At 61.7% G+C, this 22,244-nt stretch carries 21 protein-coding genes and 5 tRNA genes; 4 read left to right on the top strand and 22 right to left on the bottom strand.

Features of this window, described 5'->3' with window-relative positions; all coding sequences use genetic code 11:
• Positions 1-81: 81 nt before the first annotated feature.
• The 8 genes from AC3B5Q_RS02980 to rluD form a co-directional block, all read right to left on the bottom strand.
• A tRNA-Lys gene (locus AC3B5Q_RS02980) sits at positions 82-157 on the bottom strand.
• Between the two features lie 5 nt (positions 158-162).
• Positions 163-239: transfer RNA gene (locus tag AC3B5Q_RS02975), tRNA-Pro, on the bottom strand.
• A gap of 47 nt (positions 240-286) precedes the next feature.
• Positions 287-362 (bottom strand) — tRNA-Lys (locus AC3B5Q_RS02970).
• 6 nt (positions 363-368) lie between these two features.
• A tRNA-Pro gene (locus AC3B5Q_RS02965) sits at positions 369-445 on the bottom strand.
• Positions 446-449: 4 nt separating this feature from the next.
• Positions 450-525, bottom strand: a tRNA-Asn gene (locus AC3B5Q_RS02960).
• 362 nt (positions 526-887) lie between these two features.
• Positions 888-3,452 (bottom strand): ATP-dependent chaperone ClpB, encoded by a 2,565-nt coding sequence (gene clpB, locus AC3B5Q_RS02955; protein WP_103443440.1) that lies wholly within the window; start codon positions 3,450-3,452, stop codon positions 888-890.
• A gap of 249 nt (positions 3,453-3,701) precedes the next feature.
• A complete protein-coding gene (gene pgeF, locus AC3B5Q_RS02950) occupies positions 3,702-4,442 on the bottom strand; it encodes a peptidoglycan editing factor PgeF (protein WP_103443438.1) in 741 nt (246 codons plus the stop codon).
• Positions 4,439-5,401, bottom strand: coding sequence for a 23S rRNA pseudouridine(1911/1915/1917) synthase RluD (gene rluD, locus AC3B5Q_RS02945; RefSeq protein WP_003247554.1), 963 nt, complete (start codon positions 5,399-5,401; stop codon positions 4,439-4,441). Before rluD ends, pgeF begins: the two co-directional genes overlap by 4 nt.
• Before the next feature lie 147 nt (positions 5,402-5,548).
• On the opposite strand from rluD, the gene AC3B5Q_RS02940 reads away from it, so the two are divergent.
• Both AC3B5Q_RS02940 and AC3B5Q_RS02935 read left to right on the top strand, forming a co-directional pair.
• Entirely contained in the window at positions 5,549-6,568 is a 1,020-nt protein-coding gene (locus AC3B5Q_RS02940) for an outer membrane protein assembly factor BamD (RefSeq protein ID WP_021784194.1), read from the top strand.
• A 94-nt stretch (positions 6,569-6,662) separates the two neighbouring features.
• A complete protein-coding gene (locus AC3B5Q_RS02935; protein WP_003247559.1) occupies positions 6,663-6,893 on the top strand; it encodes a PP0621 family protein in 231 nt (76 codons plus the stop codon).
• Positions 6,894-6,952: 59 nt separating this feature from the next.
• On the opposite strand, the gene thiO is transcribed toward AC3B5Q_RS02935, so the two are convergent.
• The 5 genes from thiO to AC3B5Q_RS02910 are packed head-to-tail and all read right to left on the bottom strand — an operon-like array spanning position 6,953 to position 9,774.
• The gene (thiO, locus tag AC3B5Q_RS02930; RefSeq protein ID WP_103470191.1) at positions 6,953-8,050 is read right to left on the bottom strand and encodes a glycine oxidase ThiO; all 1,098 of its coding nucleotides are present in this window, start codon (positions 8,048-8,050) and stop codon (positions 6,953-6,955) included.
• Between the two features lie 54 nt (positions 8,051-8,104).
• Positions 8,105-8,494, bottom strand: coding sequence for a type IV pilin protein (locus AC3B5Q_RS02925; protein WP_021784196.1), 390 nt, complete (start codon positions 8,492-8,494; stop codon positions 8,105-8,107).
• A gap of 1 nt (position 8,495) precedes the next feature.
• On the bottom strand, positions 8,496-8,960 hold the full coding sequence (locus tag AC3B5Q_RS02920) for a hypothetical protein (protein WP_103443436.1): 465 nt from the start codon (positions 8,958-8,960) through the stop codon (positions 8,496-8,498).
• Positions 8,957-9,595, bottom strand: a complete 639-nt coding sequence (locus tag AC3B5Q_RS02915; RefSeq protein ID WP_021784198.1) for a PilW family protein — start codon at positions 9,593-9,595, stop codon at positions 8,957-8,959. Before AC3B5Q_RS02915 ends, AC3B5Q_RS02920 begins: the two co-directional genes overlap by 4 nt.
• Positions 9,592-9,774, bottom strand: coding sequence for a prepilin-type N-terminal cleavage/methylation domain-containing protein (locus AC3B5Q_RS02910; RefSeq protein ID WP_021784199.1), 183 nt, complete (start codon positions 9,772-9,774; stop codon positions 9,592-9,594). Before AC3B5Q_RS02910 ends, AC3B5Q_RS02915 begins: the two co-directional genes overlap by 4 nt.
• Positions 9,775-9,883: 109 nt before the next feature.
• Here AC3B5Q_RS02910 and AC3B5Q_RS02905 point away from each other — a divergent pair, with 109 nt between their 5' ends.
• Complete coding sequence (locus AC3B5Q_RS02905; protein ID WP_103443435.1) at positions 9,884-10,366, top strand: GspH/FimT family pseudopilin; 483 nt, start codon at positions 9,884-9,886, stop codon at positions 10,364-10,366.
• 76 nt (positions 10,367-10,442) lie between these two features.
• On the opposite strand, the gene ispH is transcribed toward AC3B5Q_RS02905, so the two are convergent.
• The 6 genes from ispH to murJ form a co-directional block, all read right to left on the bottom strand.
• On the bottom strand, positions 10,443-11,390 hold the full coding sequence (gene ispH / locus AC3B5Q_RS02900) for a 4-hydroxy-3-methylbut-2-enyl diphosphate reductase (protein ID WP_021784201.1): 948 nt from the start codon (positions 11,388-11,390) through the stop codon (positions 10,443-10,445).
• Between the two features lie 14 nt (positions 11,391-11,404).
• Positions 11,405-11,842: an FKBP-type peptidyl-prolyl cis-trans isomerase gene (fkpB, locus tag AC3B5Q_RS02895; RefSeq protein ID WP_010951871.1), complete on the bottom strand. Its 438-nt coding sequence runs from the start codon at positions 11,840-11,842 to the stop codon at positions 11,405-11,407.
• Positions 11,835-12,350 carry a signal peptidase II gene (gene lspA / locus AC3B5Q_RS02890; protein ID WP_014589581.1) on the bottom strand — a complete coding sequence of 172 codons (516 nt, stop codon included), beginning with the start codon at positions 12,348-12,350 and terminating at the stop codon, positions 11,835-11,837. Before lspA ends, fkpB begins: the two co-directional genes overlap by 8 nt.
• Positions 12,343-15,174 carry an isoleucine--tRNA ligase gene (ileS, locus tag AC3B5Q_RS02885; RefSeq protein WP_103443434.1) on the bottom strand — a complete coding sequence of 944 codons (2,832 nt, stop codon included), beginning with the start codon at positions 15,172-15,174 and terminating at the stop codon, positions 12,343-12,345. The genes lspA and ileS overlap by 8 nt, the downstream gene beginning before the upstream one ends.
• Positions 15,171-16,121: a bifunctional riboflavin kinase/FAD synthetase gene (gene ribF / locus AC3B5Q_RS02880; protein ID WP_103470194.1), complete on the bottom strand. Its 951-nt coding sequence runs from the start codon at positions 16,119-16,121 to the stop codon at positions 15,171-15,173. The genes ileS and ribF overlap by 4 nt, the downstream gene beginning before the upstream one ends.
• Before the next feature lie 118 nt (positions 16,122-16,239).
• The gene (gene murJ / locus AC3B5Q_RS02875; RefSeq protein ID WP_274119221.1) at positions 16,240-17,778 is read right to left on the bottom strand and encodes a murein biosynthesis integral membrane protein MurJ; all 1,539 of its coding nucleotides are present in this window, start codon (positions 17,776-17,778) and stop codon (positions 16,240-16,242) included.
• 250 nt (positions 17,779-18,028) lie between these two features.
• Here murJ and rpsT point away from each other — a divergent pair, with 250 nt between their 5' ends.
• Positions 18,029-18,307: a 30S ribosomal protein S20 gene (rpsT, locus tag AC3B5Q_RS02870; RefSeq protein WP_003247625.1), complete on the top strand. Its 279-nt coding sequence runs from the start codon at positions 18,029-18,031 to the stop codon at positions 18,305-18,307.
• 160 nt (positions 18,308-18,467) lie between these two features.
• On the opposite strand, the gene AC3B5Q_RS02865 is transcribed toward rpsT, so the two are convergent.
• The 3 genes from AC3B5Q_RS02865 to AC3B5Q_RS02855 are packed head-to-tail and all read right to left on the bottom strand — an operon-like array spanning position 18,468 to position 22,030.
• Positions 18,468-20,768 carry a PqiB family protein gene (locus AC3B5Q_RS02865; RefSeq protein ID WP_028698100.1) on the bottom strand — a complete coding sequence of 767 codons (2,301 nt, stop codon included), beginning with the start codon at positions 20,766-20,768 and terminating at the stop codon, positions 18,468-18,470.
• The gene (locus tag AC3B5Q_RS02860) at positions 20,761-21,384 is read right to left on the bottom strand and encodes a paraquat-inducible protein A (RefSeq protein ID WP_021784206.1); all 624 of its coding nucleotides are present in this window, start codon (positions 21,382-21,384) and stop codon (positions 20,761-20,763) included. The genes AC3B5Q_RS02865 and AC3B5Q_RS02860 overlap by 8 nt, the downstream gene beginning before the upstream one ends.
• Positions 21,371-22,030, bottom strand: a complete 660-nt coding sequence (locus AC3B5Q_RS02855) for a paraquat-inducible protein A (protein WP_021784207.1) — start codon at positions 22,028-22,030, stop codon at positions 21,371-21,373. Before AC3B5Q_RS02855 ends, AC3B5Q_RS02860 begins: the two co-directional genes overlap by 14 nt.
• Positions 22,031-22,244 lie beyond the last annotated feature (214 nt).

Here is a 22,244-nt window from a genome sequence, read left to right as displayed (position 1 = left end):
AAACAGGTGGGATTTGCACCGATGGGCGCATTTTTCGAGGCAAAAGAAAAAGGGCATCTCATGCGAGATGCCCTTTGTTCATGGTGGGTCGTGTAGGATTCGAACCTACGACCAATTGGTTAAAAGCCAACTGCTCTACCAACTGAGCTAACGACCCAAAAATGGTCGGGGTGAGGGGATTCGAACTCCTGACATCCTGCTCCCAAAGCAGGCGCGCTACCGGACTGCGCTACACCCCGAGTGTTTCAAAAAAAAGGGCATCTCTTTGGAGATGCCCTTTTCTACATGGTGGGTCGTGTAGGATTCGAACCTACGACCAATTGGTTAAAAGCCAACTGCTCTACCAACTGAGCTAACGACCCGGAAAATGGTCGGGGTGAGGGGATTCGAACTCCTGACATCCTGCTCCCAAAGCAGGCGCGCTACCGGACTGCGCTACACCCCGAGATTGGCTCCGCGACCTGGACTCGAACCAGGGACCCAATGATTAACAGTCATTTGCTCTACCGACTGAGCTATCGCGGAACTGAACTTCGGCACAACTCCGAAGACTGTGTTCGCTTCGGACTCTTTAGCTTCTTCGCTTTTGCGTTGTCGCTGCTGAGGCCGGCTATTCTACATTCTTCGTTTTGCTTGTCAACCACTTTTTTTCATTCAACTTACTGATTTGTAAGTTGTTTTGCGATCACTGATGTTGCTGGTGATTCGCTTAGTGCCTGACAACGCGGCGTATATTAGGGGCACTCTAAATTTGATGCAAGCAAAAATTTCAAAAATTTCAGGCGGTTACCCCGGATTGGCGCAAAGGCCCGAAATAGCTGGGCTGGACCGGCATTTGTAACAGGCAAAAAAAGCCCCGCAAACGCGGGGCTCATGGTGCAACACAATCAGCCGAAGACGATTTCGTCGCCTTCCACCTTGGCGGTGATCGCCGTACCGGGCAGGAACTTGCCGGCCAGAATCAGCTGCGCCAGCGGGTTCTCGATCCAGCGCTGGATCGCCCGCTTCAGCGGCCGTGCGCCGTATACCGGGTCGTAACCCACGGCAATCAGCTTGTCCAACGCCTCTGGGCTCAGGCTCAGCGACAGTTCGCGCTCCAGCAGGCGGCTGCGCAGGCGGCCGAGCTGGATTTCGGTAATACCGGCAATCTGCTCGCGGCCCAAAGGCTCGAACACCACCACTTCGTCGATGCGGTTGATGAACTCCGGACGGAAGTGTGCCCCCACCGCATCCATCACTGCCGCACGCTGTGCCTCGCGGTCACCCACCAGTTCCTGAATCTGCGCAGAGCCCAGGTTGGAGGTCATCACGATCACGGTGTTGCGGAAGTCCACGGTGCGCCCGTGGCTGTCAGTCAAGCGGCCGTCTTCCAGCACCTGCAGCAGCACGTTGAACACATCCGGGTGGGCTTTTTCCACCTCGTCCAGCAGCACCACCGAGTAAGGCTTGCGCCGCACGGCCTCGGTCAGGTAACCGCCCTCTTCATACCCGACATAGCCTGGCGGTGCACCGATCAGGCGCGCTACGGAGTGCTTCTCCATGAATTCGGACATGTCGATGCGCACCATCGCCTCTTCGGTGTCGAACAGGAACTCGGCCAGCGCCTTGCACAGTTCGGTCTTGCCCACACCGGTCGGGCCGAGGAACAGGAACGAACCACTCGGCCGGTTCGGGTCAGACAGCCCGGCACGTGAGCGGCGTACGGCGTTGGCTACGGCGGTTACCGCCTCGCTCTGGCCAATCACGCGCTGGTGCAGCAACTCTTCCATCTTCAGCAGCTTCTCGCGCTCGCCTTCGAGCATCTTGGCCACAGGAATGCCGGTCCACTTCGACACCACTTCGGCAATTTCTTCCTCGGTGACCTTGTTGCGCAGCAACTGGTTGTCGGACTTGCCGTGCTGGTCGACCATCTGCAGGCTGCGCTCCAGGTCCGGAATCACCCCGTACTGCAGTTCGGCCATGCGGTTCAGGTCGCCTTTGCGACGGGCGGCTTCCAGTTCCTGGCGAGACTGCTCGATCTTTTGCTGGATCTGCGCCGAGCCCTGCACTTCAGCTTTCTCCGAAGCCCAGATTTCTTCCAGGTCGGAATACTCACGCTCAAGCCGCTCGATTTCCTCGGTCAGCTTCTCCAGGCGCTTTTTCGCCGCTTCGTCTTCCTCTTTCTTCAGCGCCTGCGACTCCACCTTCAGCTGGATCAGGCGGCGATCAAGGCGGTCGAGCACTTCCGGTTTGGAGTCAATCTCCATGCGGATGCGGCTGGCCGCTTCGTCGATCAGGTCAATGGCCTTGTCCGGCAGTTGGCGGTCGGTGATGTAGCGGTGGCTGAGCTTGGCCGCAGCGATGATTGCACCGTCGGTGATGGCCACCTTGTGGTGCACTTCATAGCGCTCTTTCAGGCCACGCAGGATGGCGATGGTGTCTTCCTCGCTCGGCTCCTCGACCAGCACCTTCTGGAAGCGGCGCTCCAGGGCGGCGTCCTTCTCGATGAACTGGCGGTACTCGTTCAGCGTGGTGGCGCCAACGCAATGCAGCTCGCCGCGGGCCAGGGCCGGTTTGAGCATGTTGCCGGCGTCCATGGCGCCCTCGCCCTTGCCGGCGCCGACCATGGTGTGCAGTTCGTCGATGAACAGGATGATCTGGCCTTCTTGCTTGGAAAGCTCGTTCAGCAGGCTTTTCAAGCGCTCTTCGAACTCACCGCGGTACTTGGCACCGGCAATCAGCGCGCCCATGTCCAGCGCCAGCAGGCGCTTGCCTTTGAGGCCGTCAGGCACTTCACCATTGATGATGCGCTGGGCCAAGCCTTCGGCAATGGCGGTTTTACCCACGCCAGGCTCACCGATCAGCACCGGGTTGTTCTTGGTACGGCGTTGCAGCACCTGCACGGTACGGCGGATTTCATCGTCACGGCCAATGACCGGGTCCAGCTTGCCCTCTTCGGCACGCTTGGTCAGGTCGACGGTGTACTTGTCCAGCGCCTGGCGCGATTCCTCAGCGTTGGCGTCATTCACTGCCGCGCCGCCACGCAGGTTGTTGATGGCATTTTCCAGCGCTTTCTTGCTCACGCCCTGGCTCAGCAGCAGCTTGCCGAGCTTGCTGTTTTCGTCCATGGCGGCCAACAGCACCAGCTCGCTGGAGATGAACTGGTCGCCCTTCTGCTGTGCCAGGCGGTCTGCCTGGTTAAGCAGGCGCGCCAAGTCCTGCGACATGTTCACGTCGCCGGTAGGGTTCTGTATTTTCGGCAGTTGGTCGAGCTCTTTCACCAGCCCCTGGCGCAGGCTATTGATGTCGAAGCCTACCTGCATCAGCAGCGGTTTGATGGAGCCGCCCTGCTGTTCGAGCAGCGCCTGTAACAGGTGCACGGGCTCGATGGCAGGGTGGTCCATGCCAACGGCCAAAGACTGGGCATCGGATATTGCAAGTTGCAGCTTGCTGGTTAAACGGTCTATTCGCATGGTGTACCTTCCTTTAAAGGGCAGGTCGGAGCGATGGACAGCGCCTGTTTATAAAGAAACCTGCCTGAGATGACTTTATAGATAAGGCTGATTCTGGAAGATTCAAGCTTAGCGGGGTTGACCGAAGTCAACCTGTTGGATTAATGGGGGCCATTCGCGGGCGTGCTCGCCCCCACAGGTACACCACCGGTTTCAACGTTTGCGGAATCTCTGTGGGAGCGGGCGTGCCCGCGAAGAGGCCGGTACAGGCTAGCGCGGGTCCAGCCAGACCAACGATGCGAAGCGCCCACCCTGCGGGGTACGGCGATAGGAGAAGAACCGCGCATCACTGACCGTGCACAAGCCACCGCCATAAACAGCAGTCACTCCACGGGCAGCCAGGCGAATACGCGCCAGCTCATAGATATCCGCCAACAGCTTGCCTGGCCGTTCGCCATCAACGAATGCCCGAGCTGCTTGCGGGTGCACGGCGGTAAAGGCATCACGCACTTCCAGCCCCACTTCGAACGCTTGCGGGCCGATGGCAGGCCCCAACCACACCAGCACCTCTTCTGGCGGCAGCGCCAGCCGGTCCAGCGTGGCTTCCAGCACGCCACCCGCCAGCCCGCGCCAACCAGCATGCGCCGCCGCCACGCGGGTGCCGGCGCGGTCGCAGAACAGCGCAGGCAGGCAATCGGCGGTCATCACGGTGCAGGCAATGCCAGGCTGGCGGGTCCAGCTGGCATCGGCCTCGGCGACCACAGCCGGGTCGGCATCCGCCACCACCAGGCCATGTACCTGCTTGAGCCAGGCCGGTTGGATGGCGAACTGTTCGCTCAGGCGGCGGCGGTTCTCGGCGACCGCGGCAGGGTCATCCCCAACATGGTCGCCGAGGTTGAAGGTTTCATAGGGCGGCAGGCTGACGCCGCCCTGACGGGTGGTGACACAGGCGCGCACCGAGACCGGGGCCGGCCAGTCGGGGAACAGCAACGCCTGTGTCAGGCCACTCATCCGATGAAACTCTCGCGGTCCTGGTTCAGCAGCGACAGCAACCAGACGAAGTCATCCGGCAGTGGCGATTCCCACTTCATGACTTCACCGGTAATCGGGTGGGCCAAGGCAAGGAAACGCGCATGCAGCGCCTGGCGCGGGAAGGTCTTGACCGCTTCGACCATGGTCGGGCTGGCAGCGGGCGGAATACGGAAGCGCCCGCCGTACGTCTGGTCGCCTACCAGCGGGAAACCGACATGGGCCATGTGCACGCGGATCTGGTGGGTACGGCCGGTTTCCAGCTTGACCCGCACATGGGTGTGCGAGCGGAAGCGCTTGAGTACACGGTAGTGGCTGACCGCCGGCTTGCCGCCGTCGGTTACAGCCATGCGCTGGCGCATGCCGCCGTGGCGGCCGATGGGCGCGTCGATCTTGCCACCGGCAGTCACCACGCCGATCACGATGCACTCGTAGATGCGGCTGACCTTGCGGGCCTGCATCTGCTCGACCAGCTTGGTCTGCGCCTGCAGGGTCTTGGCCACCACCATCAGGCCGGTGGTGTCCTTGTCCAGGCGGTGCACGATACCGGCGCGCGGCACGTTGACGATGTCTGGCACATGGTGCAGCAGCGCGTTGAGCAAGGTGCCGCTGGCATGCCCTGCCGCCGGGTGCACAACCAGCCCGGCAGGCTTGTTGATCACCAGGATGTGGTCGTCTTCGTAGACGATATCCAGTTCGATATCTTCTGCGATCCACTCACCCTGGGCCTCTTGCTCGGCCTCCAGGGCAAGCAGAGAACCACCATGAACAAGGTCTCGAGGGCGCACGACTGCACCATCGACCGTCAGGCGGCCCTCTTTGATCCACGAAGTTAGCCGCGAACGCGAGTACTCGGCGAACAATTGGGCGGCGACCTGGTCGAGGCGTTGGCCGCCCAGTTCGGACGGTACCTCTGCGCTAAGTTGAATGATCTCGGACATGCTCGATTCGGCGGGCGCACAGCCTTTGGTTTCGGCTGCGAGCTTGTGGTTAAATACGGCTTCTTTTGTCCCGGGGTTGGCCGGGGCGCTCATCATAACAGGACGGCACCGCCCAAGACAGCGGCCGTCAAAGGGACGCAAGCCGCCATGCAAGTGAAACACCTGCTGCTGATCGCCATCCTCGGGCTTACCGCGGCCTGTTCCTCTAATAAAGAGGTCATTGACGAGAACCTCAGCGAGGCCGAACTGTACCAGCAGGCCCAGGCTGATCTGGACAATTCCAGCTACACCAGCGCCGTGAACAAGCTCAAGGCCCTGGAGTCGCGCTACCCGTTCGGCCGCTATGCCGATCAGGCGCAGCTCGAGCTGATCTACGCCAACTACAAAAACTCCGAGCCCGAGGCCGCCAAGTCGGCCGCCGAGCGCTTTATCCGCCTGCACCCGCAGCACCCGAACGTCGATTACGCCTACTACCTCAAAGGCCTGACCTCGTTCGACCAGGACCGCGGCCTGCTGGCGCGCTTCCTGCCGCTGGACATGACCAAGCGTGACCCGGGCGCCGCCCGCGACTCGTATAACGAGTTCGCCCAGCTGACCAGCCGTTTCCCCAACAGCCGCTACGCACCAGACGCCAAGCAGCGCATGATCTACCTGCGCAACCTGCTGGCTTCGTACGAAATTCACGTGGCCGACTACTATCTGGGCCGCCAGGCTTATGTAGCTGCTGCCAACCGTGGCCGCTACGTGGTCGAAAACTTCCAGGAAACCCCGTCCGTCGGTGACGGCCTGGCCGTGATGGTCGAGTCGTACCAGAAGCTGCACCTGGACGAACTGGCCGCCACGAGCCTGGAAACCCTCAAGCTCAACTACCCGGACCACCCGAGCCTGGTCGATGGCGAGTTCCAGCCCAAGCAGACCGAGTCTGACGGCCGCGGCTGGCTGTCCAAGGCGACCTTGGGCCTGATCGAAACCGATACCCCGCTGCCGCCAGGCGAAACCCGCGCCAATCAGGACGTGGTCAAGCAGTTCCAGGACGCGCGCGACGAGATGCCGCGGGAGCTGCTGCCTAAAGACGAGAACGGCGACCCGATCGTGCCGGAAGGCCCGAAAGAAGCCGAGAAAGACCGTTCCTGGTTCAGCTACATGACCTTTGGTCTGTTCGACTGACCTTCGGCGGTGAATGAAAGGGAGGCCTTGGGCCTCCCTTTTTTATTGGCCGCGTCCTAGACTGTCGGCTTCTTCAATCGACAAGCTGGACACCATGGTTCGCCTACTTTTCTGGATCGCCCTGATCGCCGCCGCGTTCTGGCTGTGGCGCAAGTTCAAAGTCAGCCAGCAGTCGCACCCCGAGGCGAAGCTGGATGCGCCGCTGAAGATGGTGCGCTGCGCCCATTGCGGCGTGCACCTGCCCAACGACCGGGCGCTGCAGCAGGGTAATGAGTGGTACTGCAGCCAGGCACACCTGCAGCAGGGCCCTGGCCACAAGGGTTGAGCGCAAAACCCGCGGATGCACACAGAACCCGCTCCCACCGTGGGAGCGGGAAGATGCTCTCAGCCCAAACGCCCTTCTGGCGCATAGGGTGCCGGGTCGATGATCGGCTCGGCACCAGTCAGCAAATCGGTAAACAGCTGGCACGAAGCCGGCGCCAGCACCAGCCCATTGCGATAATGCCCGCAGTTCAGCCACAACCCTTCATGCCCTGGCACAGGCCCAATGTAAGGGATGCCTTCTGGCGACCCCGGCCGTAGTCCCGCCCAGTGCGCCACCACTGTGGCGCCTTCAAGCTCAGGCAACAACTCCACCGCCGATGCCTTCAGGCTTTCCAGCGCATCCCCGGTCGGGGTCTTGTCATACCCGGCGTGTTCCAGCGTGCTCCCCACCAGAATGTGCCCGTCACGTCGCGGAATCGCATAGCGCCCCTTGGCCAGCACCATGCTCGGCAGGAAATCTTCAGCACACTTGAACAGGATCATCTGGCCCTTCACGGGCTCCACCGGCAGCTCAAGGCCAAGGGTACGCAACAGGTCGCCACTCCAGGCGCCTGCGCTGAGCACAACCTCATCCGCCGCCAGTACGCCATCGGCAGTCTGCACACCGGTCACGCGCCCCTTTTCTTGCTCGAAGCCGGTGATCTGGCAATGTTCGCGCAAGGTCACGTTCGGCAGCGCCAGTAACGCCGCCTTCAGCGACTTGACCAAGCGCGGGTTGCGCACATTGGCCACGCCAGCCATGTAGATGGCGTGCTTGAAGCCCGGGCCCAGCACCGGGACCGCATCGTAGGCCGCCGAAATATCCACGGCACTCAGCGGCCGCTGCTCGCACGCGGCCCAGGCCAACGCTTCGGCCTCGTCGTCCAGGTCGAGCCAGTACAGCCCGGTGGTGTGAACTTCGGGGTCGACGCCGGTGCTGGCGAACAGGCGCTCGCCCAGCTGTGGATAAAAGTCCTGCGACCAGTGCGCCAGAGCGGTCACTGCGGGGCTGTAGCGCCACGGGTACAACGGCGAGACAATGCCTCCGCCAGCCCAGGACGACTCTCGGCCAACCTCACCCTGATCGCACACCACCACCTGGCCGACCTTGGCTGCCAGGTTGAATGCCGTCAGCAGGCCGATCACCCCGCCGCCGACCACCACTACTTGCTTGCTCATCTGTCGATCCAACACCTGAAGTAAAACCGCGATGCACCGGGCATCATTCAACCTTCAGCTTCCCCAGCAGTGTGCGCTGTGCTCAACGGCACCCGGATTGCGCTGCACGCCAGCCTGGTCGAGCTGGAAATCGCCACAGCCATCCTGCGCCATCAGCCCATGCGGTAGCCGCCGGGCGCGCAGCGTGAAGGTGTCACTGTCGCGCTGGGCCTGAAGGCTGTAGTAGCGGGTACCTTCGGGCAAGACCAGGTCGCCCTCGGCGTATTGGCCAGTGCGCACACGGTGGCGCTCCAGGCGCAGGGCGGCATCATGCAGCAGGCCAACCACTTCGCTGCGCGCGGCTCGCCGAAGCTGGTCGCTGTAACTGGGGTAGGCAATGGCTGCCAGAATGCCGGTCACGGCCAGCACAATCAACAACTCGATCAGGCTCAAGCCTTGCTGCATGTCAGTCTCCTCGCAATCTTTGTCGCCAGGTGATGCGTTGGGTTTGATTGCCAGCCACGGCGTAGACCGCTTCCAGCACATGCCGTGAGCGGCTTTGCTTACTGACGGCGGTAATCCGGAACAGACTAACCGGCTGCCCTTCGGGCATGTGCGCGGCACATTTGCTGACACCCAGGTTCTGCACTTGGAAAAAACCGGTCTGGGTACCTTGCCACTGCCCAACCAGATCGTGCGGCTTGGGCGGCGGCAGGCACGCGTTACAAGCGTCAGGGGGCGCCCGTTCAAGTTCGCGTACCCCGGCCAGCAAAGTGGCTTCTGCCTCTTCCAGCGCCAGCAGGCCATCGCTCAGGTAGCCGGTCATCCGTGTTTCCACCAACGCGTCACGCAGGGCAGATGTGGCAAGCAGGCCCAGCAGGACGCTCAGGATCAAGGCCAGTAGAAGAACCACGCCACGCTGGCGAGTCATGAAGCGGGGACCGGGTTGCGAATTGCGACGCTCAGCGCATGGTGCTGCTCAAGCTGCAAGGTCGGCTCATACAATGTCAGCTGAAGATCGATCCGCTCTCCAGCCACCTGCACTACACGCAGTTCGCGCACGTGATCGACCAAGGGCTGATTACGGCCGCGCCGCTCGAAGTAAAGCGTACTTCCAACGTGAACATAGCGATGCCGGCTGACAGGCACAGCCATAAGCGTGTCGCTACCTTGCGCGCGCTCCTTGTGTACCTCCACCGTGTTGATACAGTTTGTCAGCAAGGTCCAGTCGGGGTCGCCGGCATACCCTGGTAACTCAGCGACAACCAGGCTCAAACTTGACGGGCCACTCGCCAAGGGCCGGGCAAAGGCCTGCTCCGCGCCGGGGACCAGAAAGTCGCCTGGGCTCAGACGCAGGCAACCGAACATCCCGGCCATGCGGATATCCTGCGCCATGCGCAGCAATGCAAGCCGCGCAGAATCCTGCATGCGCACTGCCGTACTTTGCAGGCGCCAAGTCTGGTGCGCGGAGACAAAAAGCTGGCTGGCCGCCGCCAGCAGCATCAATCCGATCGCCAGCGCCACCACCATCTCAAGCAAGCCAAGCCCTGCCTGACAGCGCCTCATCGCCGCCTGCGCTCATGTTCGCTGTGCAGCGCCATCGCCGCCTGGCCGTCACGGCGCGCGCTGTCCACAGCCTGCAATGCCTGCAATTGCGTCGCAGCCGTTGCGAACAGACCCACGGCCACGACCACAACCGCCAACAACACTTCCAGAAGCGTCATGCCCCCTTGCCTTGCGTGCATCCCTGCACCTCCTGCGACTTTTCCCGTCATTGCTTTCAACTTGGGCGACTGGATCTCTTGTCCAACCGCCAGGAAGCTATAGCCAAGCACGTCCAGGGAGGAATGCACGGTGAAGCAACGCGGCGTAACACTGATACAAATGTTGTCGGCCTTGGCCGTGGCGGTGTTGCTGACGCAGTTCGGCATACCGGCCTACGCCAGAATGAGCGATGACCTTCACAGGGCAGCAGCAGCGCGTGATCTGGCCCAAGCGTTGCGTAGTGCACGCAGCCATGCGCTGTTGCAGGGCCAGCCGGTGCTGGTGCTGGCGCTGGACGGTAATTGGGGGAATGGTTGGCGGGTAGTGCTGGAGCATAACCGGCAGGTGCTGCGTGAGCAGCGGCTGGCAAAGCCCCTGAAAATAGTCAGCAATCGTGGTGAGCAGTTCAAATTCAGTGCGCTGGGCGTGCCGATGACGTCGGGCAACGGCTGGCTGGGTGCAACACTGGAAATGTGCGAACGCTCCTCTGCTCGCAGCCGATATCAAGTGGCGCTGGCATCAAGCGGCAGAGTCAGGTTGGTTACAGAGGACCTGAGCACTGGCCGCTGCTAGGGCGGTCATTGCAGGAGCGGTCTTGTGTCGCGAAAGGGCTGCAAAGCAGCCCCTGCATTGGCGGCGATGCAGCCCCTTAGATCAGCGAGCGAACACGCAGCTCTTTGGGCATTGAAAAGGTGATGTTCTCTTCACGCCCGTCCAGCTCTTCAGCGCCAGTGGCGCCCCAGGCCTTGAGCTGTTCGATCACGCCGCGCACCAGCACTTCGGGTGCCGAGGCACCGGCGGTGATGCCGATCCGCGCGGTTTGCTCAAACCAGCCGCGTTGCAGGTCCTCGGCACCGTCGATCAGGTAGGCCGGGGTGCCCATGCGCTCAGCCAGCTCGCGCAAACGGTTGGAATTGGAACTGTTCGGGCTGCCGACCACCAGCACCACGTCGCTCTCGCCAGCCAGTTGCTTGACGGCATCCTGGCGGTTCTGGGTGGCGTAGCAGATGTCGTCCTTGCGCGGGCCGCCGATGTTCGGGAAGCGTGCACGCAGCGCATCGATGACGCGGCTGGTGTCGTCCATCGACAGTGTTGTCTGGGTGACGAAAGCCAGGTGGTCCGGGTCGCGCACCTGCAGGTTGGCAACATCTTCCTCGTCTTCGACAAGGTAGATGGCGCCGCCGTTGCAGGCATCGTACTGGCCCATGGTGCCTTCGACTTCGGGGTGCCCTTCGTGGCCGATGAGAATGCACTCACGACCATCGCGGCTGTACTTGGCCACTTCGATGTGAACCTTGGTCACCAGCGGGCAGGTGGCATCGAACACTTTCAGGCCACGGCCAGCCGCTTCCTGGCGCACGGCCTGGGAAACACCGTGGGCACTGAAGATGACGATGACATCGTCCGGTACCTGGTCCAGCTCTTCGACAAAGATGGCGCCGCGGTTACGCAAGTCTTCCACCACGAACTTGTTGTGCACCACTTCGTGGCGCACATAGATCGGCGGGCCGAAGACTTCCAGCGCGCGGTTGACGATCTCGATCGCCCGGTCGACCCCGGCGCAAAAGCCGCGAGGGTTGGCGAGTTTGATTTGCATGCTCGGCTCCAGGCTTACAGGGCCTTCACCTCGAGGATCTCCACCTCGAAGGTCAGGGTCTTGCCAGCCAGTGGGTGATTGAAGTCGATGGTGACCTGGTCGTCATCGAACGCTTTGACCACCCCCGGCAACTCGGTGTTGGCGGCGTCGTTGAAGATGATCAGCAGCCCTTCGGACAACTCCATGCCTTCGAAGTTGGACCTCGGCATGACCTGCACGTTCTGCGGGTTAGGCTGGCCGAAGGCGTTCTCCGGGGCCACTGCCACGGTTCGCTTGTCGCCGGCCTTGAAGCCGAACAGGGCGTTTTCAAAGCCCGGCAGCAGGTTGCCATCACCCACTTTGAAGGTGGCTGGGGCTTTATCGAATGTGCTGTCGACGGTGTCGCCGTTTTCCAGGTGCAGCGCGAAGTGCAGGGTGACTTCGGTGTTCTGGCCGATACGGGTGTCAGTCATGGACCGGATCCTCGGACTTCTTGCTCTTGAACATATCCAGCGCCAGCATCACCGCACCAACGGTGATGGCGCTGTCGGCCACGTTGAAGGCCGGGAAGTAATGGCGGTTTTGCCAGTGCACCAGGATGAAGTCGACCACATGGCCCAGCACGATACGGTCGTACAGGTTGCCAATCGCCCCACCCAGCACCAGCGCCAGCGCCACGGCCAGCCAGGTCTCGTTGCGCCCCAGGCGCTTGAGCCACACCACCAGCACCGCGCTGACCACTACGGCGATCAAGGCGAACAACCAGCGCTGCCAACCTGCACCATCAGCCAGGAAGCTGAACGCGGCACCGGTGTTGTAGGCCAGGGTCCAGCTGAAGTAGTCAGGAATGACCACGATCTGCTGGTACATGGTCAGGGCGTTGTTGAAGTACAGCTTGGTGGCCTGGTCGACGACCAGGACCAGCAAGCTCAGCCACAGCCATGCAAGGCGCCCGAAGCGCCCCGCTGCAGGGTTAGGCATAGTGGCGCACCTCACCCTGGCCGCTCAGGTTGTCGACACAACGGCTGCAGATTTCCGGGTGCTCCGGGTGGCTGCCGACATCGGCGCGGAAGTGCCAGCAACGGCCGCACTTGGCGTGGCCGGACTTGACCACTTTCAGCTTGAGGCCTTCGACTTCGGTGGCGACGGCTTCGGCAGGCGCCTGTGCAAACGGCACCACGCTGGCGGCCGAGGTGATCAGCACGAAGCGCAGCTCGTCGCCCAGCTTGCCCAGGTCGGCACTCAGGCCTTCGTCGGCATACAGGGTAACTTCAGCCTGCAGGTTGCCACCAATGACCTTGGCGGTACGCTGGTTTTCCAGCTCTTTGTTCACCGATGCCTTCACCGCCATCACACGGTCCCAGTAAGCGCGGCCCAGCTCGGTACCTTCCGGCAGCTCGCTCAGGCCTTCGTACCAGCCGTTGAGCATCACCGACTCGTTGCGCTCGCCCGGCAGGTACTGCCAGATTTCGTCGGCGGTGAATGCCAGGATCGGCGCGATCCAGCGCACCAGCGCTTCGCTGATGTGATACAGCGCAGTCTGGCAGGAACGGCGGGCGACACTGTTGGCGCCGGTGGTGTACTGGCGGTCCTTGATGATGTCGAGGTAGAAGCCGCCCAGTTCCTGTACGCAGAAGTTGTGCACTTTGGAGTAGACGTTCCAGAAACGGTACTCGCTGTAGTGCTCTTCCAGCTCGCGTTGCAGCAGCAGCGTACGGTCAACGGCCCAGCGGTCCAGCGCCAGCATGTCTTCCGAGGCCAGCAGGTCGCGGGCCGGGTCGAAACCGGACAGGTTGGACAGCAGGAAGCGGGCGGTATTGCGGATACGCCGGTAGGCGTCGGCACTGCGCTGCAGGATCTGCTCGGAAACCGCCATTTCACCGGAATAGTCGGTGGCCGAAACCCACAGGCGCAGGATATCGGCACCCAGGGTGTTGTTGACCTTCTCCGGCTCGATGGTGTTGCCCAGCGACTTGGACATCTTGCGGCCGTTCTCGTCCACGGTGAAGCCGTGGGTCAGCAGCTCGCGGTACGGCGCGTGGTTGTCGATGGCGCAACCGGTCAGCAAGGACGAGTGGAACCAGCCGCGGTGTTGGTCGGAACCTTCAAGGTACAGGTCAGCGCGCGGGCCGGTGGCGTGGCCAATGTCGTGCGAGCCACGCAACACGTGCCAGTGGGTGGTGCCCGAGTCGAACCACACGTCGAGGGTGTCGGCGATCTTGTCGTACTGCTCGGCTTCAGCGCCCAGCAGTTCGGCGGCGTCCAGCTTGAACCAGGCCTCGATGCCCTGCTGCTCGACACGCTTGGCCACTTCTTCCATCAGCTCGACAGTGCGCGGATGCAGCTCGCCGGTCTGCTTGTGCAGGAAGAACGGGATCGGCACACCCCAGTTGCGCTGACGCGAGATGCACCAGTCCGGGCGGTTGGCGATCATCGCGTGCAGGCGCGCCTGGCCCCAGGCCGGAACGAACTTGGTGTCTTCAATGGCTTTCAGCGCACGCTCACGCAGCGGCTCGCCGGTGGTCGGCTGCTTGTCCATGCCCACGAACCACTGCGCGGTGGCGCGGTAGATCAGCGGGGTCTTGTGGCGCCAGCAGTGCATGTAGCTGTGGCTGATGGTCTCGGTGTGCATCAGCGCACCGACTTCGCTCAGCTTCTCGACGATGGCCGGGTTGGCCTTCCAGATGAACTGGCCGCCGAAGAATGGCAGCGACTCGACATACACGCCGTTGCTCTGCACCGGGGTGAGGATGTCGTCGTTGACCATGCCGTAGCGCTTGCAGGTGACGAAGTCGTCCTCACCGTAGGCTGGCGAGGAGTGCACCACGCCGGTACCGGCGCCCAGTTCGACGTAGTCGGCCAGGTAGATTGGCGACATGCGATCGTAGAACGGATGGCGGAAGTTGATCAGTTCCAGCGCAGAACCTTGGGCGGTGGCAAGGACCGAGCCTTCCAGGTTGTAACGCTTCAGGCACGACTCGACCAGCTCTTCAGCCAGCACCAGCAGGCGCTCGCCGGTGTCGACCAAGGCGTACTTGAATTCCGGGTGGATGTTCAGGGCCTGGTTGGCCGGGATGGTCCACGGGGTGGTGGTCCAGATCACGATGGCGGCCGGCTTGGCCAGAGAGGCCAGGCCGAAGGCGGCGGCCAGCTTGGCCTCATCGGCAACCGGGAAGGCCACGTCGATGGTCTGCGACTTCTTGTCGGCGTACTCGACTTCCGCTTCAGCCAGCGCCGAACCGCAATCAAAGCACCAGTTCACCGGCTTCAGGCCCTTGAACACGAAGCCTTGCTTGACCATTTCGGCCAAGGCGCGGATTTCACCGGCCTCGTTGGCGAAGTTCATGGTCTTGTATGGGTTGTCCCAGTCACCCAGCACGCCCAGGCGGATGAACTCGGTCTTCTGCCCTTCAATCTGCTCGGCAGCGTACTCGCGGCACAGCTCGCGGGTACGGTCGGCGGAAAGGTGCTTGCCGTGGGTAACCTCCACCTTGTGCTCGATCGGCAGGCCGTGGCAGTCCCAGCCTGGCACGTACGGCGCATCGAAGCCTGCCAGGGTCTTGGAACGGACGATCATGTCCTTGAGGATCTTGTTCAGCGCATGACCGATGTGAATCTTGCCGTTGGCATAGGGCGGGCCGTCGTGCAGGACGAACTTGGGACGATCCTTGCCAATTTCGCGCAGCTTCTGGTACAGGCCAATGCTGTCCCAGCGCTGCAGGATCTGCGGTTCGCGCTGAGGCAGGCCGGCCTTCATGGGGAAGGCGGTGTCCGGAAGGTTAAGCGTGGCTTTGTAGTCGGTCATTTCAGGCTCTTCGTTAGCGGTTGAGCGTGCCAATGTGCACGTGCGGCGGCGATATCCGCATCGATCGCCGACTTCAGCGCCTCCAGGGAGGCGAATCGCTGCTCTTCACGCAGCTTGTGGTGGAACTCCACCGTCAGGCGCCGGCCGTAAAGGTCGCCGGCAAAGTCCAGAAGATGAATCTCCAGGTGCGGGCGCCCATCACCGGCAACGGTGGGGCGCACGCCGATATTGCCGACACCCGGCCAAGCCTTGCCGTCGATCACGATGCTGGCCAGGTATACCCCGGACAGCGGCACGCGGCGGCGCTTGAGCTGAATGTTGGCGGTAGGTGTGCCGAGCTGGCGGGCCAGCTTCTGGCCGTGCAGCACGCGGCCTGTAATGCGGTACGGGCGGCCCAGCAGGTGTTCGGCCAGCTCGAAGTTGCCCTCGGACAAGGCCTTGCGCACTTCGGTGCTGCTGACCCGCAGGCCGTCCTGGATTACCGTGTTGGCGGCCTCGACGGTGAAGCCGTACGCGCTGCCGGCCTCGACCAGGAAAGCAAAGTCGCCAGCGCGGTCGCAGCCAAAGCGGAAGTCATCGCCCACTTCGAGGTGACGCACGCCCAGGCCGTCGACCAGGATGGCCTTGACGAAGGCTTCGGCACTGAGCTTGCTCAGTCGCTGATTGAAGGCCAGGCACAGCACCCGGTCGATGCCTTCGGTCGCCAACAGCTCAATCTTGTCACGCAGCCGAGCCAGGCGCGCCGGCGCGGTATCAGGTGCGAAGTACTCGCGTGGTTGCGGTTCGAAGATCACCACGCAGGTCGGCAGGCCCAAGGCCTGACCACGCTCGCGCAGGCGCGCCAGGATTGCCTGGTGGCCACGGTGAACCCCGTCGAAGTTGCCAATGGTGGCGACACAGCCCCGGTGCTCGGGGCGCAGGTTGTGAAGACCTCGAACCAGCTGCATAACGCGCTTCTTGCTCATAAAGTGGCCGATTATAACCACACCCGGGCGCTGGTGACAGGCAGCAGCGCCCAAGGGCGGCGTGGAATGCGAAAAACCGACGCCTGACCCGCCAAAAGCCTCAGTGCAAGGCTTTGCGAGCGAAATGCCGGGGCCGGAAGCCGCACAGGTACAGGCAGCCAAAATACGTCCCGACGCCCGCCAGGATCAGCGCCCCAAGCCGCAGGAAGCGCTCAAGCATGATGCCCTGTTCCCAGGCCGGCATATAGTGCATGCCCGCCAGCAGTACTGCCGACATCAGCGCCACCGCCAACACAAGCTTGAGCAGGAACACTGCCCAGCCAGGCTGAGGCTCGAACAACCGCTGACTGCGCAGTTTCCAGAACAGCAGGCCGGCATTCAGGCAGGCACCGAGGCTGATCGCCAATGCCAGGCCGGCATGTGCAAGCGGGCCGACCAGGGCAAGGTTGAACAGCTGGGTGCAGACCAGGGTGAAGACTGCAATCTTCACCGGCGTGCGGATATTCTGCTGCGCGTAGAAGCCCGGTGCCAGTACCTTGACCAGAATGATTGCCAGCAAGCCCACGGAATAGGCGATCAGCGCCCGCTGGGTCATGGCCGCATCAAACGCGCTGAACTTGCCATATTGGAACAGCGCGACGGTCAGCGGCTCGGCAAGAATGGCCAAAGCCAGGGTGCATGGCAGCACCAGCAGGAAGCACAGGCGCAGGCCCCAGTCGAGAATCCGCGAGTACTCCTCGCGGTCCTTGTTGGCGTAGGTCTTGGCCAGGGTCGGCAGCAGGATGGTGCCCAGGGCCACGCCCAGCACGCCCGAAGGCAGCTCCATAAGGCGGTCGGCGTAGTACATCCACGACACCGAGCCGGCGACCAGGAAGGAAGCAAAAATGGTGTTGATGATCAGCGAGATCTGGCTCACCGACACCCCCAGGATCGCCGGCAGCATCTGTTTCAGTACCCGCCACACACCCGCGTCCTTGAGGTTCAGACGCGGCAGCACGAGCATGCCGATCTTCTTCAGCGCTGGCAGCTGGTACAGCAACTGCGCCAGGCCACCCGCCAGCACGCCCCAGGCCAACGCCATGATTGGCGGGTTGAAATACGGTGTCAGCAACACGGCGAAGGCGATCATCGCCACGTTCAGCAGGGTGGGCGTGAAGGCCGGCACCGAAAAGCGGTTCCAGGTATTGAGGATCGCGCCGGCCAGGGAAGACAGCGAGATCAGGAATATATAAGGAAACGTCACCCGCAACAGGGCGGTGGTCAGCTCGTATTTTTCGGTGCTGTCGACAAAACCTGGGGCCGTCGCCCACACCACCCAGGGTGCAGCGAGGATGCCGATGGCGGTCACCAGGGCCAGCACCAGGGTCAGAAGGCCACTGATATAGGCGATGAAAGTGCGTGTCGCCTCCTCGCCTTGCTGGGTCTTGTACTCGGCCAGAATCGGCACGAAGGCCTGGGAGAATGCACCCTCGGCAAAAATGCGCCGCAACAGGTTGGGCAGCTTGAACGCGATGAAGAAGGCGTCGGTAGCGACACCAGCACCAAAAATACGGGCCAGGATGGTGTCGCGTACAAAGCCAAGCACCCGCGAAATCATGGTGATCGAGCTTACTGCAGCCAGGGATTTGAGCAGGTTCATCGAAAAGATTCACGCCAATGACAGAGGACGCTGCCAGACAGCGTCCGAATGTGCGATACTCCCGCGCCTTCGCAGGGGAGCCAAAAATTCCCGAGTGTACAGGTCGCGCAGCAGAAAGGAATCTTTCCCGCTTGTTGGCGCACCGCTCGGCGGAACCTTGCAGGTGGCCTTGACATCCGCTCGACTGATCGGCATGATTCGCGGCCTATTTTGTTTGCTATTTACCTAAAGTCTTTCGAGGAGCTCGACGGTGGCCAACACACCTTCCGCCAAGAAACGTGCAAAACAGGCTGAGAAGCGTCGCAGCCACAACGCCAGCCTGCGTTCCATGGTCCGCACCTACATCAAGAATGTAGTTAAAGCCATCGACGCAAAAGACGCCGAAAAAGCGCAAGCCGCTTACGTTCTGGCTGTACCTGTAATCGACCGTATGGCCGACAAGGGTATCATCCACAAGAACAAGGCTGCTCGTCACAAAGGCCGTCTGAATGGCCACATCAAGGCGCTGAAAGAAGCTGCAGCTGCCTAAGCGACGCGCTAGTCGAAAAACCGACCCTAGGGTCGGTTTTTTGTTGCCTGCGATTTATACACCGTCACCGATGCGCGTTGCTGCAACCTGCACATGATGACCGATATGCTTTGGGCAGCGCCACAAAGCAGGGGCCGCGCCAGGCGGCCCTACCCTTGCATCACTTGGCTATCTGAATCTTCGGCGCCCATTGCAGCCATTCATCCTCGGCCTTGTCGAACAAGGCAAAGGTCTGCCGCGGCCGTGCCGGGTTACCCATCTGCTCGCCATCTGGCGTTGCGAAGGCGATACCGCCATCAATCAGGGTTTCCACCGACTCGGTACGCACTGTAGCGCCCTTGAACAGCCCCCAGTCGAAACCGAAACCACTGCTGTTCCAGAAGCGGCTACCACTGCGCACCAAGGCGGCATAGCGCGGCTCGATGAGGATATGAATCAGCACGCGATCAGCGTTCTGGCCCAGCTCGAAGCCTGTCACCTTGCCCACCTTGACCTCACGATAGGTAACCGGCACGCCCGGCTTGATCGAGCCGCGGCGTGGCGCACTGAGCGTCAATGGCAGGCCGACCTCTGGCCCTGCGACCTGTGGGGCATCGGCCAAAGCGATGAAATCGCGCTGTGGCCCACGGTCCTTGGCTGCTGGCTGCACCTCCACGTACTGCCCACCAATCAGGGTATCGAGGTTTTCAGTGCGCACCAGGCCCAGCGCCGGTTTGACCACCCAGAACTGCGTACCGGCACGTGCAATACGATCCGCCGCTTCGGTAATACGCGCCCGCAGCAGTACCGCCTGCAGGTCATCGGTGAGGTCAACGCTCTCGATACTGCCCACATCCAGGCCGCGGAAGCGGATGGCCGTGCCCGGTTTCAAGCCATCGGCACGCTCTACACGGATGGTGATCAACGTACCCGCACGGTTTACCGCTTCCTGGCTGTCATGCAGACGGAAGCGTGGAATGTGCCGCTTCAGCGGTACATCGGGTCGTGGCGTATCGAAGGCAATACCGCCGGCCATCAGTGTTTGCAGCGATTCACTCTTGATCTTGATACCCGACAGGCCGCCGGTCAGGGTGATCCCACTGACATTCCAGAAGCGGGACGAACCATTGACCAGTTTCTCGTACTCCTTCTCGATATGCACACCGATCAGGATTCGATTGCTGTTACGAGCGAACTGATAGCTCTGCACGCTGCCCACCTTCACCTGGCGGTACATCACCGGGCTGCCGACTTCCAGCGAACCCAAGGTGTCGGCGAACAACACCATGTGCAGGCCCGGCGCCTTGAGGTCGAGTGGCGGCGCCTTGGCACGCGCCTCGAACTCACGCTCTGGCCGTGCGCCCTTCTCACCGGGACGAATGGCGATGTAGTTACCTTTGACCAGCGCTTCCAGGCCAGTGATTCCCGCCAGGGAAATCGACGGCTTGACTACCCAGAACTGGGTCCCGTCTACCAGGTAGTCCTCGGTCAGTGGGTCGAGTGTCAGCTCGGCCGAAGCGCTGGCCAGGTTGTCTTCCATCTTCAGGGCTTTCAGCGAGCCCACCTGGATGCCCTTGTACATGACCGGCGTGCGACCCGCCTGCAGGCCTTCATAATCGCTCAGCTTCACTTTTACCCGGATACCCGCCTGGGCGGCATCGAAGTCCTCGTACAGGCGGAACGGCAGGCTCGGATCGGTGGGCGGGCTGTCCTTGCGGTACTCCGGCGTGGCGAAAGCGATACCACCCGCCACAATGCTCGACAACGACTCACTGCGCACCTTCACACCCGAAAGCGAAGCATCGATGCTGACACCGCTGGCGTTCCAGAAACGTGTGTGCTTGCGCACCAGGCTGGCGTAAGCCGGCTCGATGAAGACTTTTACCTCTACTGTGCTCTGGTCCTCGGACAGGCGGTAGCTTTTCACCCGGCCAACCTGAATCTGCTTGTAGAACACCGGGCTGTCACGGTTGAGCGAGCCCAGCCTGTCGGCCTTGAGGGTCAGGTGCAGGCCTGGCTCAGAGTCCGAGAGCGGTGGTGCCACCTTCAATGCCACAAAGCGTTTGGTACGCTCCCCCTCCCCCGGACTAACAGCGATGTAATTGCCCGAAACCAGTGTTTCAAGGCCGGATATTCCGGCCAGGCTGACGCTCGGCTTCACCAGCCAGAAACGCGTGCCTTTGTTCAGATGGGGCTCGGCGGCCTTGTTCATCTCGATGGTAGCGATCACCCCCTGCGTGTCGCCCTTGGCGTCGAGCACCAGGCTTTTCACCTTGCCAACCGGCATGCCCTTGTAGATGACCTCGGTCTTGTTGGCGACGATACCCTCTCCCGACTCAAAGCGGACTTCAATTTCCACGCCAGCGTCGCGGTAAGCCTGCCACGCGAGCCAGCCACCGATCATCAGCGCAATCAAAGGCAGGATCCAGATGGCCGACCAGTTCGAGGCTGGGCGGGTTTTAGCCGTTGGCAGGTCACTCATGGTCGTCATCCGACTCCGTGTTATCCCAAATCAGTCGGGGATCGAAAGTTAAAGCGGCAAGCATTGTCAGGATCACCACAGTTGCGAAGGCGACAGCGCCCAGGTTGGCTTCGACACTGGCTATTCGGCCAAAATTCACCACTGCCACCAAGATGGCAATGACGAAGATATCCAGCATGGACCAGCGCCCAATGAATTCGATGAAGCGGTACATCAGTATCCGCTGCCGGGCTGAAAGCGGTTGCCGCCGCTGAACGGAATACAACAGCAAGCCGATGCCCACCAGCTTGAACGTGGGGACCAGGATACTGGCAATGAACACCACAGCCGCAATGGGCACCATGCCGTGTTTGAGCAGGGTGATGACCCCGGACATGATGGTGTCCGGGCTGCCCTGACCGAGGGTACTCACGGTCATGATCGGCAATATGTTGGCTGGGATGTAGAGGATCGACGCCGCAATCAGCAACGCCCAGGTACGCACGATACTGTTCGGCCGGCGTGCATGCACGATAGCGCCGCAGCGTGTGCAGGTTTGCGAAGTACTGTCAGCCTCTTGCCTGTTCAGTTCGTGACACTCATTGCAGACAAGAATGCCTGCGTCAATCGCCCGCATGCAGGTCCTCCCCCGATAACGCACTCCAGATCTGGTGGGGCGACATCACCACCTCGAGCCACACCTGGATCAATAACAGACTGATGAAACAGAACAGCCCAAGGCCCACGGTCAGCTCGGCCAGATCCACCAGCTTTACGATGGCCACCAGCACCCCCATGAAATAGACCTCGAGCATGCCCCAGTCACGTAGGTGGTGATAGATACGGTAGAAGACCAGGCCGTAGTCACGCCCGAAGTTCAGGCGGATGCTCAACAGGACGACCAGCTGACAGAGCAGTTTCGCCAGTGGAATGACCATGCTACAGAGCAAGACCACCACGGCAACACCGCGCATTCCCGAGTTGTACAGGCCTAGCACGCCACTCCAGACCGTATCGTCTGAAGTCTGACCAAGCAGGTGCAACTGCATGATCGGCAGGAAATTGGCCGGCACGAACAGCAAAAGGGCCGCCAGCACCAAGGCCAGGCTGCGATTGACCACATTGTGCCGGTGGGCATAGAGCTCGTAGCCGCAGCGCGGGCATTGGGCTTTTTCATCATGCTGCAGCACGGGCTTGCGTAGCAGCAGGTCGCATTCATGGCAGGCGACAAGCTCGTCCAACGGCAACTGTGCCAGGGTTTCAGGTTCGACAGAATTGGACATATAGCGCTTCTGAATAGGTGCGTGGGGCTATTCTAGTGTTCTGGCTCGAATTGTGGGAGGCGACGTTGGCCTGGAGGGTATACGCCCCTGCCTGCCGTTGCACCATTCTCTGTAGGAGCGGGTTTACCCGCGATCACCGGCGAAGCCGGTGCCCTCCACCGAGTTGCCTGCTTCACGGCATGCCCCACAGCAATTCGAGCAGGCCCGGAATTTT

It is taken from the genome of Pseudomonas sp. D5(2026), assembly GCF_057766845.1.
Note: the sequence above shows the minus strand (reverse complement) of the source record. Positions and strands in the feature narration are given on the sequence as shown.

Bases quoted from the DNA above. Each gene is read 5' to 3' on its own strand.
- clpB (WP_103443440.1), bottom strand. From the start codon at position 3,452: ATGCGAATAGACCGTTTAACCAGCAAGCTGCAACTTGCAATATCCGAT.
- pgeF (WP_103443438.1), bottom strand. From the start codon at position 4,442: ATGAGTGGCCTGACACAGGCGTTGCTGTTCCCCGACTGGCCGGCCCCG.
- rluD (WP_003247554.1), bottom strand. From the start codon at position 5,401: ATGTCCGAGATCATTCAACTTAGCGCAGAGGTACCGTCCGAACTGGGC.
- AC3B5Q_RS02940 (WP_021784194.1), top strand. From the start codon at position 5,549: ATGCAAGTGAAACACCTGCTGCTGATCGCCATCCTCGGGCTTACCGCG.
- AC3B5Q_RS02935 (WP_003247559.1), top strand. From the start codon at position 6,663: ATGGTTCGCCTACTTTTCTGGATCGCCCTGATCGCCGCCGCGTTCTGG.
- thiO (WP_103470191.1), bottom strand. From the start codon at position 8,050: ATGAGCAAGCAAGTAGTGGTGGTCGGCGGCGGGGTGATCGGCCTGCTG.
- AC3B5Q_RS02925 (WP_021784196.1), bottom strand. From the start codon at position 8,494: ATGCAGCAAGGCTTGAGCCTGATCGAGTTGTTGATTGTGCTGGCCGTG.
- AC3B5Q_RS02920 (WP_103443436.1), bottom strand. From the start codon at position 8,960: ATGACTCGCCAGCGTGGCGTGGTTCTTCTACTGGCCTTGATCCTGAGC.
- AC3B5Q_RS02915 (WP_021784198.1), bottom strand. From the start codon at position 9,595: ATGAGGCGCTGTCAGGCAGGGCTTGGCTTGCTTGAGATGGTGGTGGCG.
- AC3B5Q_RS02910 (WP_021784199.1), bottom strand. From the start codon at position 9,774: ATGCACGCAAGGCAAGGGGGCATGACGCTTCTGGAAGTGTTGTTGGCG.
- ispH (WP_021784201.1), bottom strand. From the start codon at position 11,390: ATGCAAATCAAACTCGCCAACCCTCGCGGCTTTTGCGCCGGGGTCGAC.
- fkpB (WP_010951871.1), bottom strand. From the start codon at position 11,842: ATGACTGACACCCGTATCGGCCAGAACACCGAAGTCACCCTGCACTTC.
- lspA (WP_014589581.1), bottom strand. From the start codon at position 12,350: ATGCCTAACCCTGCAGCGGGGCGCTTCGGGCGCCTTGCATGGCTGTGG.
- ileS (WP_103443434.1), bottom strand. From the start codon at position 15,174: ATGACCGACTACAAAGCCACGCTTAACCTTCCGGACACCGCCTTCCCC.
- ribF (WP_103470194.1), bottom strand. From the start codon at position 16,121: ATGCAGCTGGTTCGAGGTCTTCACAACCTGCGCCCCGAGCACCGGGGC.
- murJ (WP_274119221.1), bottom strand. From the start codon at position 17,778: ATGAACCTGCTCAAATCCCTGGCTGCAGTAAGCTCGATCACCATGATT.
- AC3B5Q_RS02865 (WP_028698100.1), bottom strand. From the start codon at position 20,768: ATGAGTGACCTGCCAACGGCTAAAACCCGCCCAGCCTCGAACTGGTCG.
- AC3B5Q_RS02860 (WP_021784206.1), bottom strand. From the start codon at position 21,384: ATGCGGGCGATTGACGCAGGCATTCTTGTCTGCAATGAGTGTCACGAA.
- AC3B5Q_RS02855 (WP_021784207.1), bottom strand. From the start codon at position 22,030: ATGTCCAATTCTGTCGAACCTGAAACCCTGGCACAGTTGCCGTTGGAC.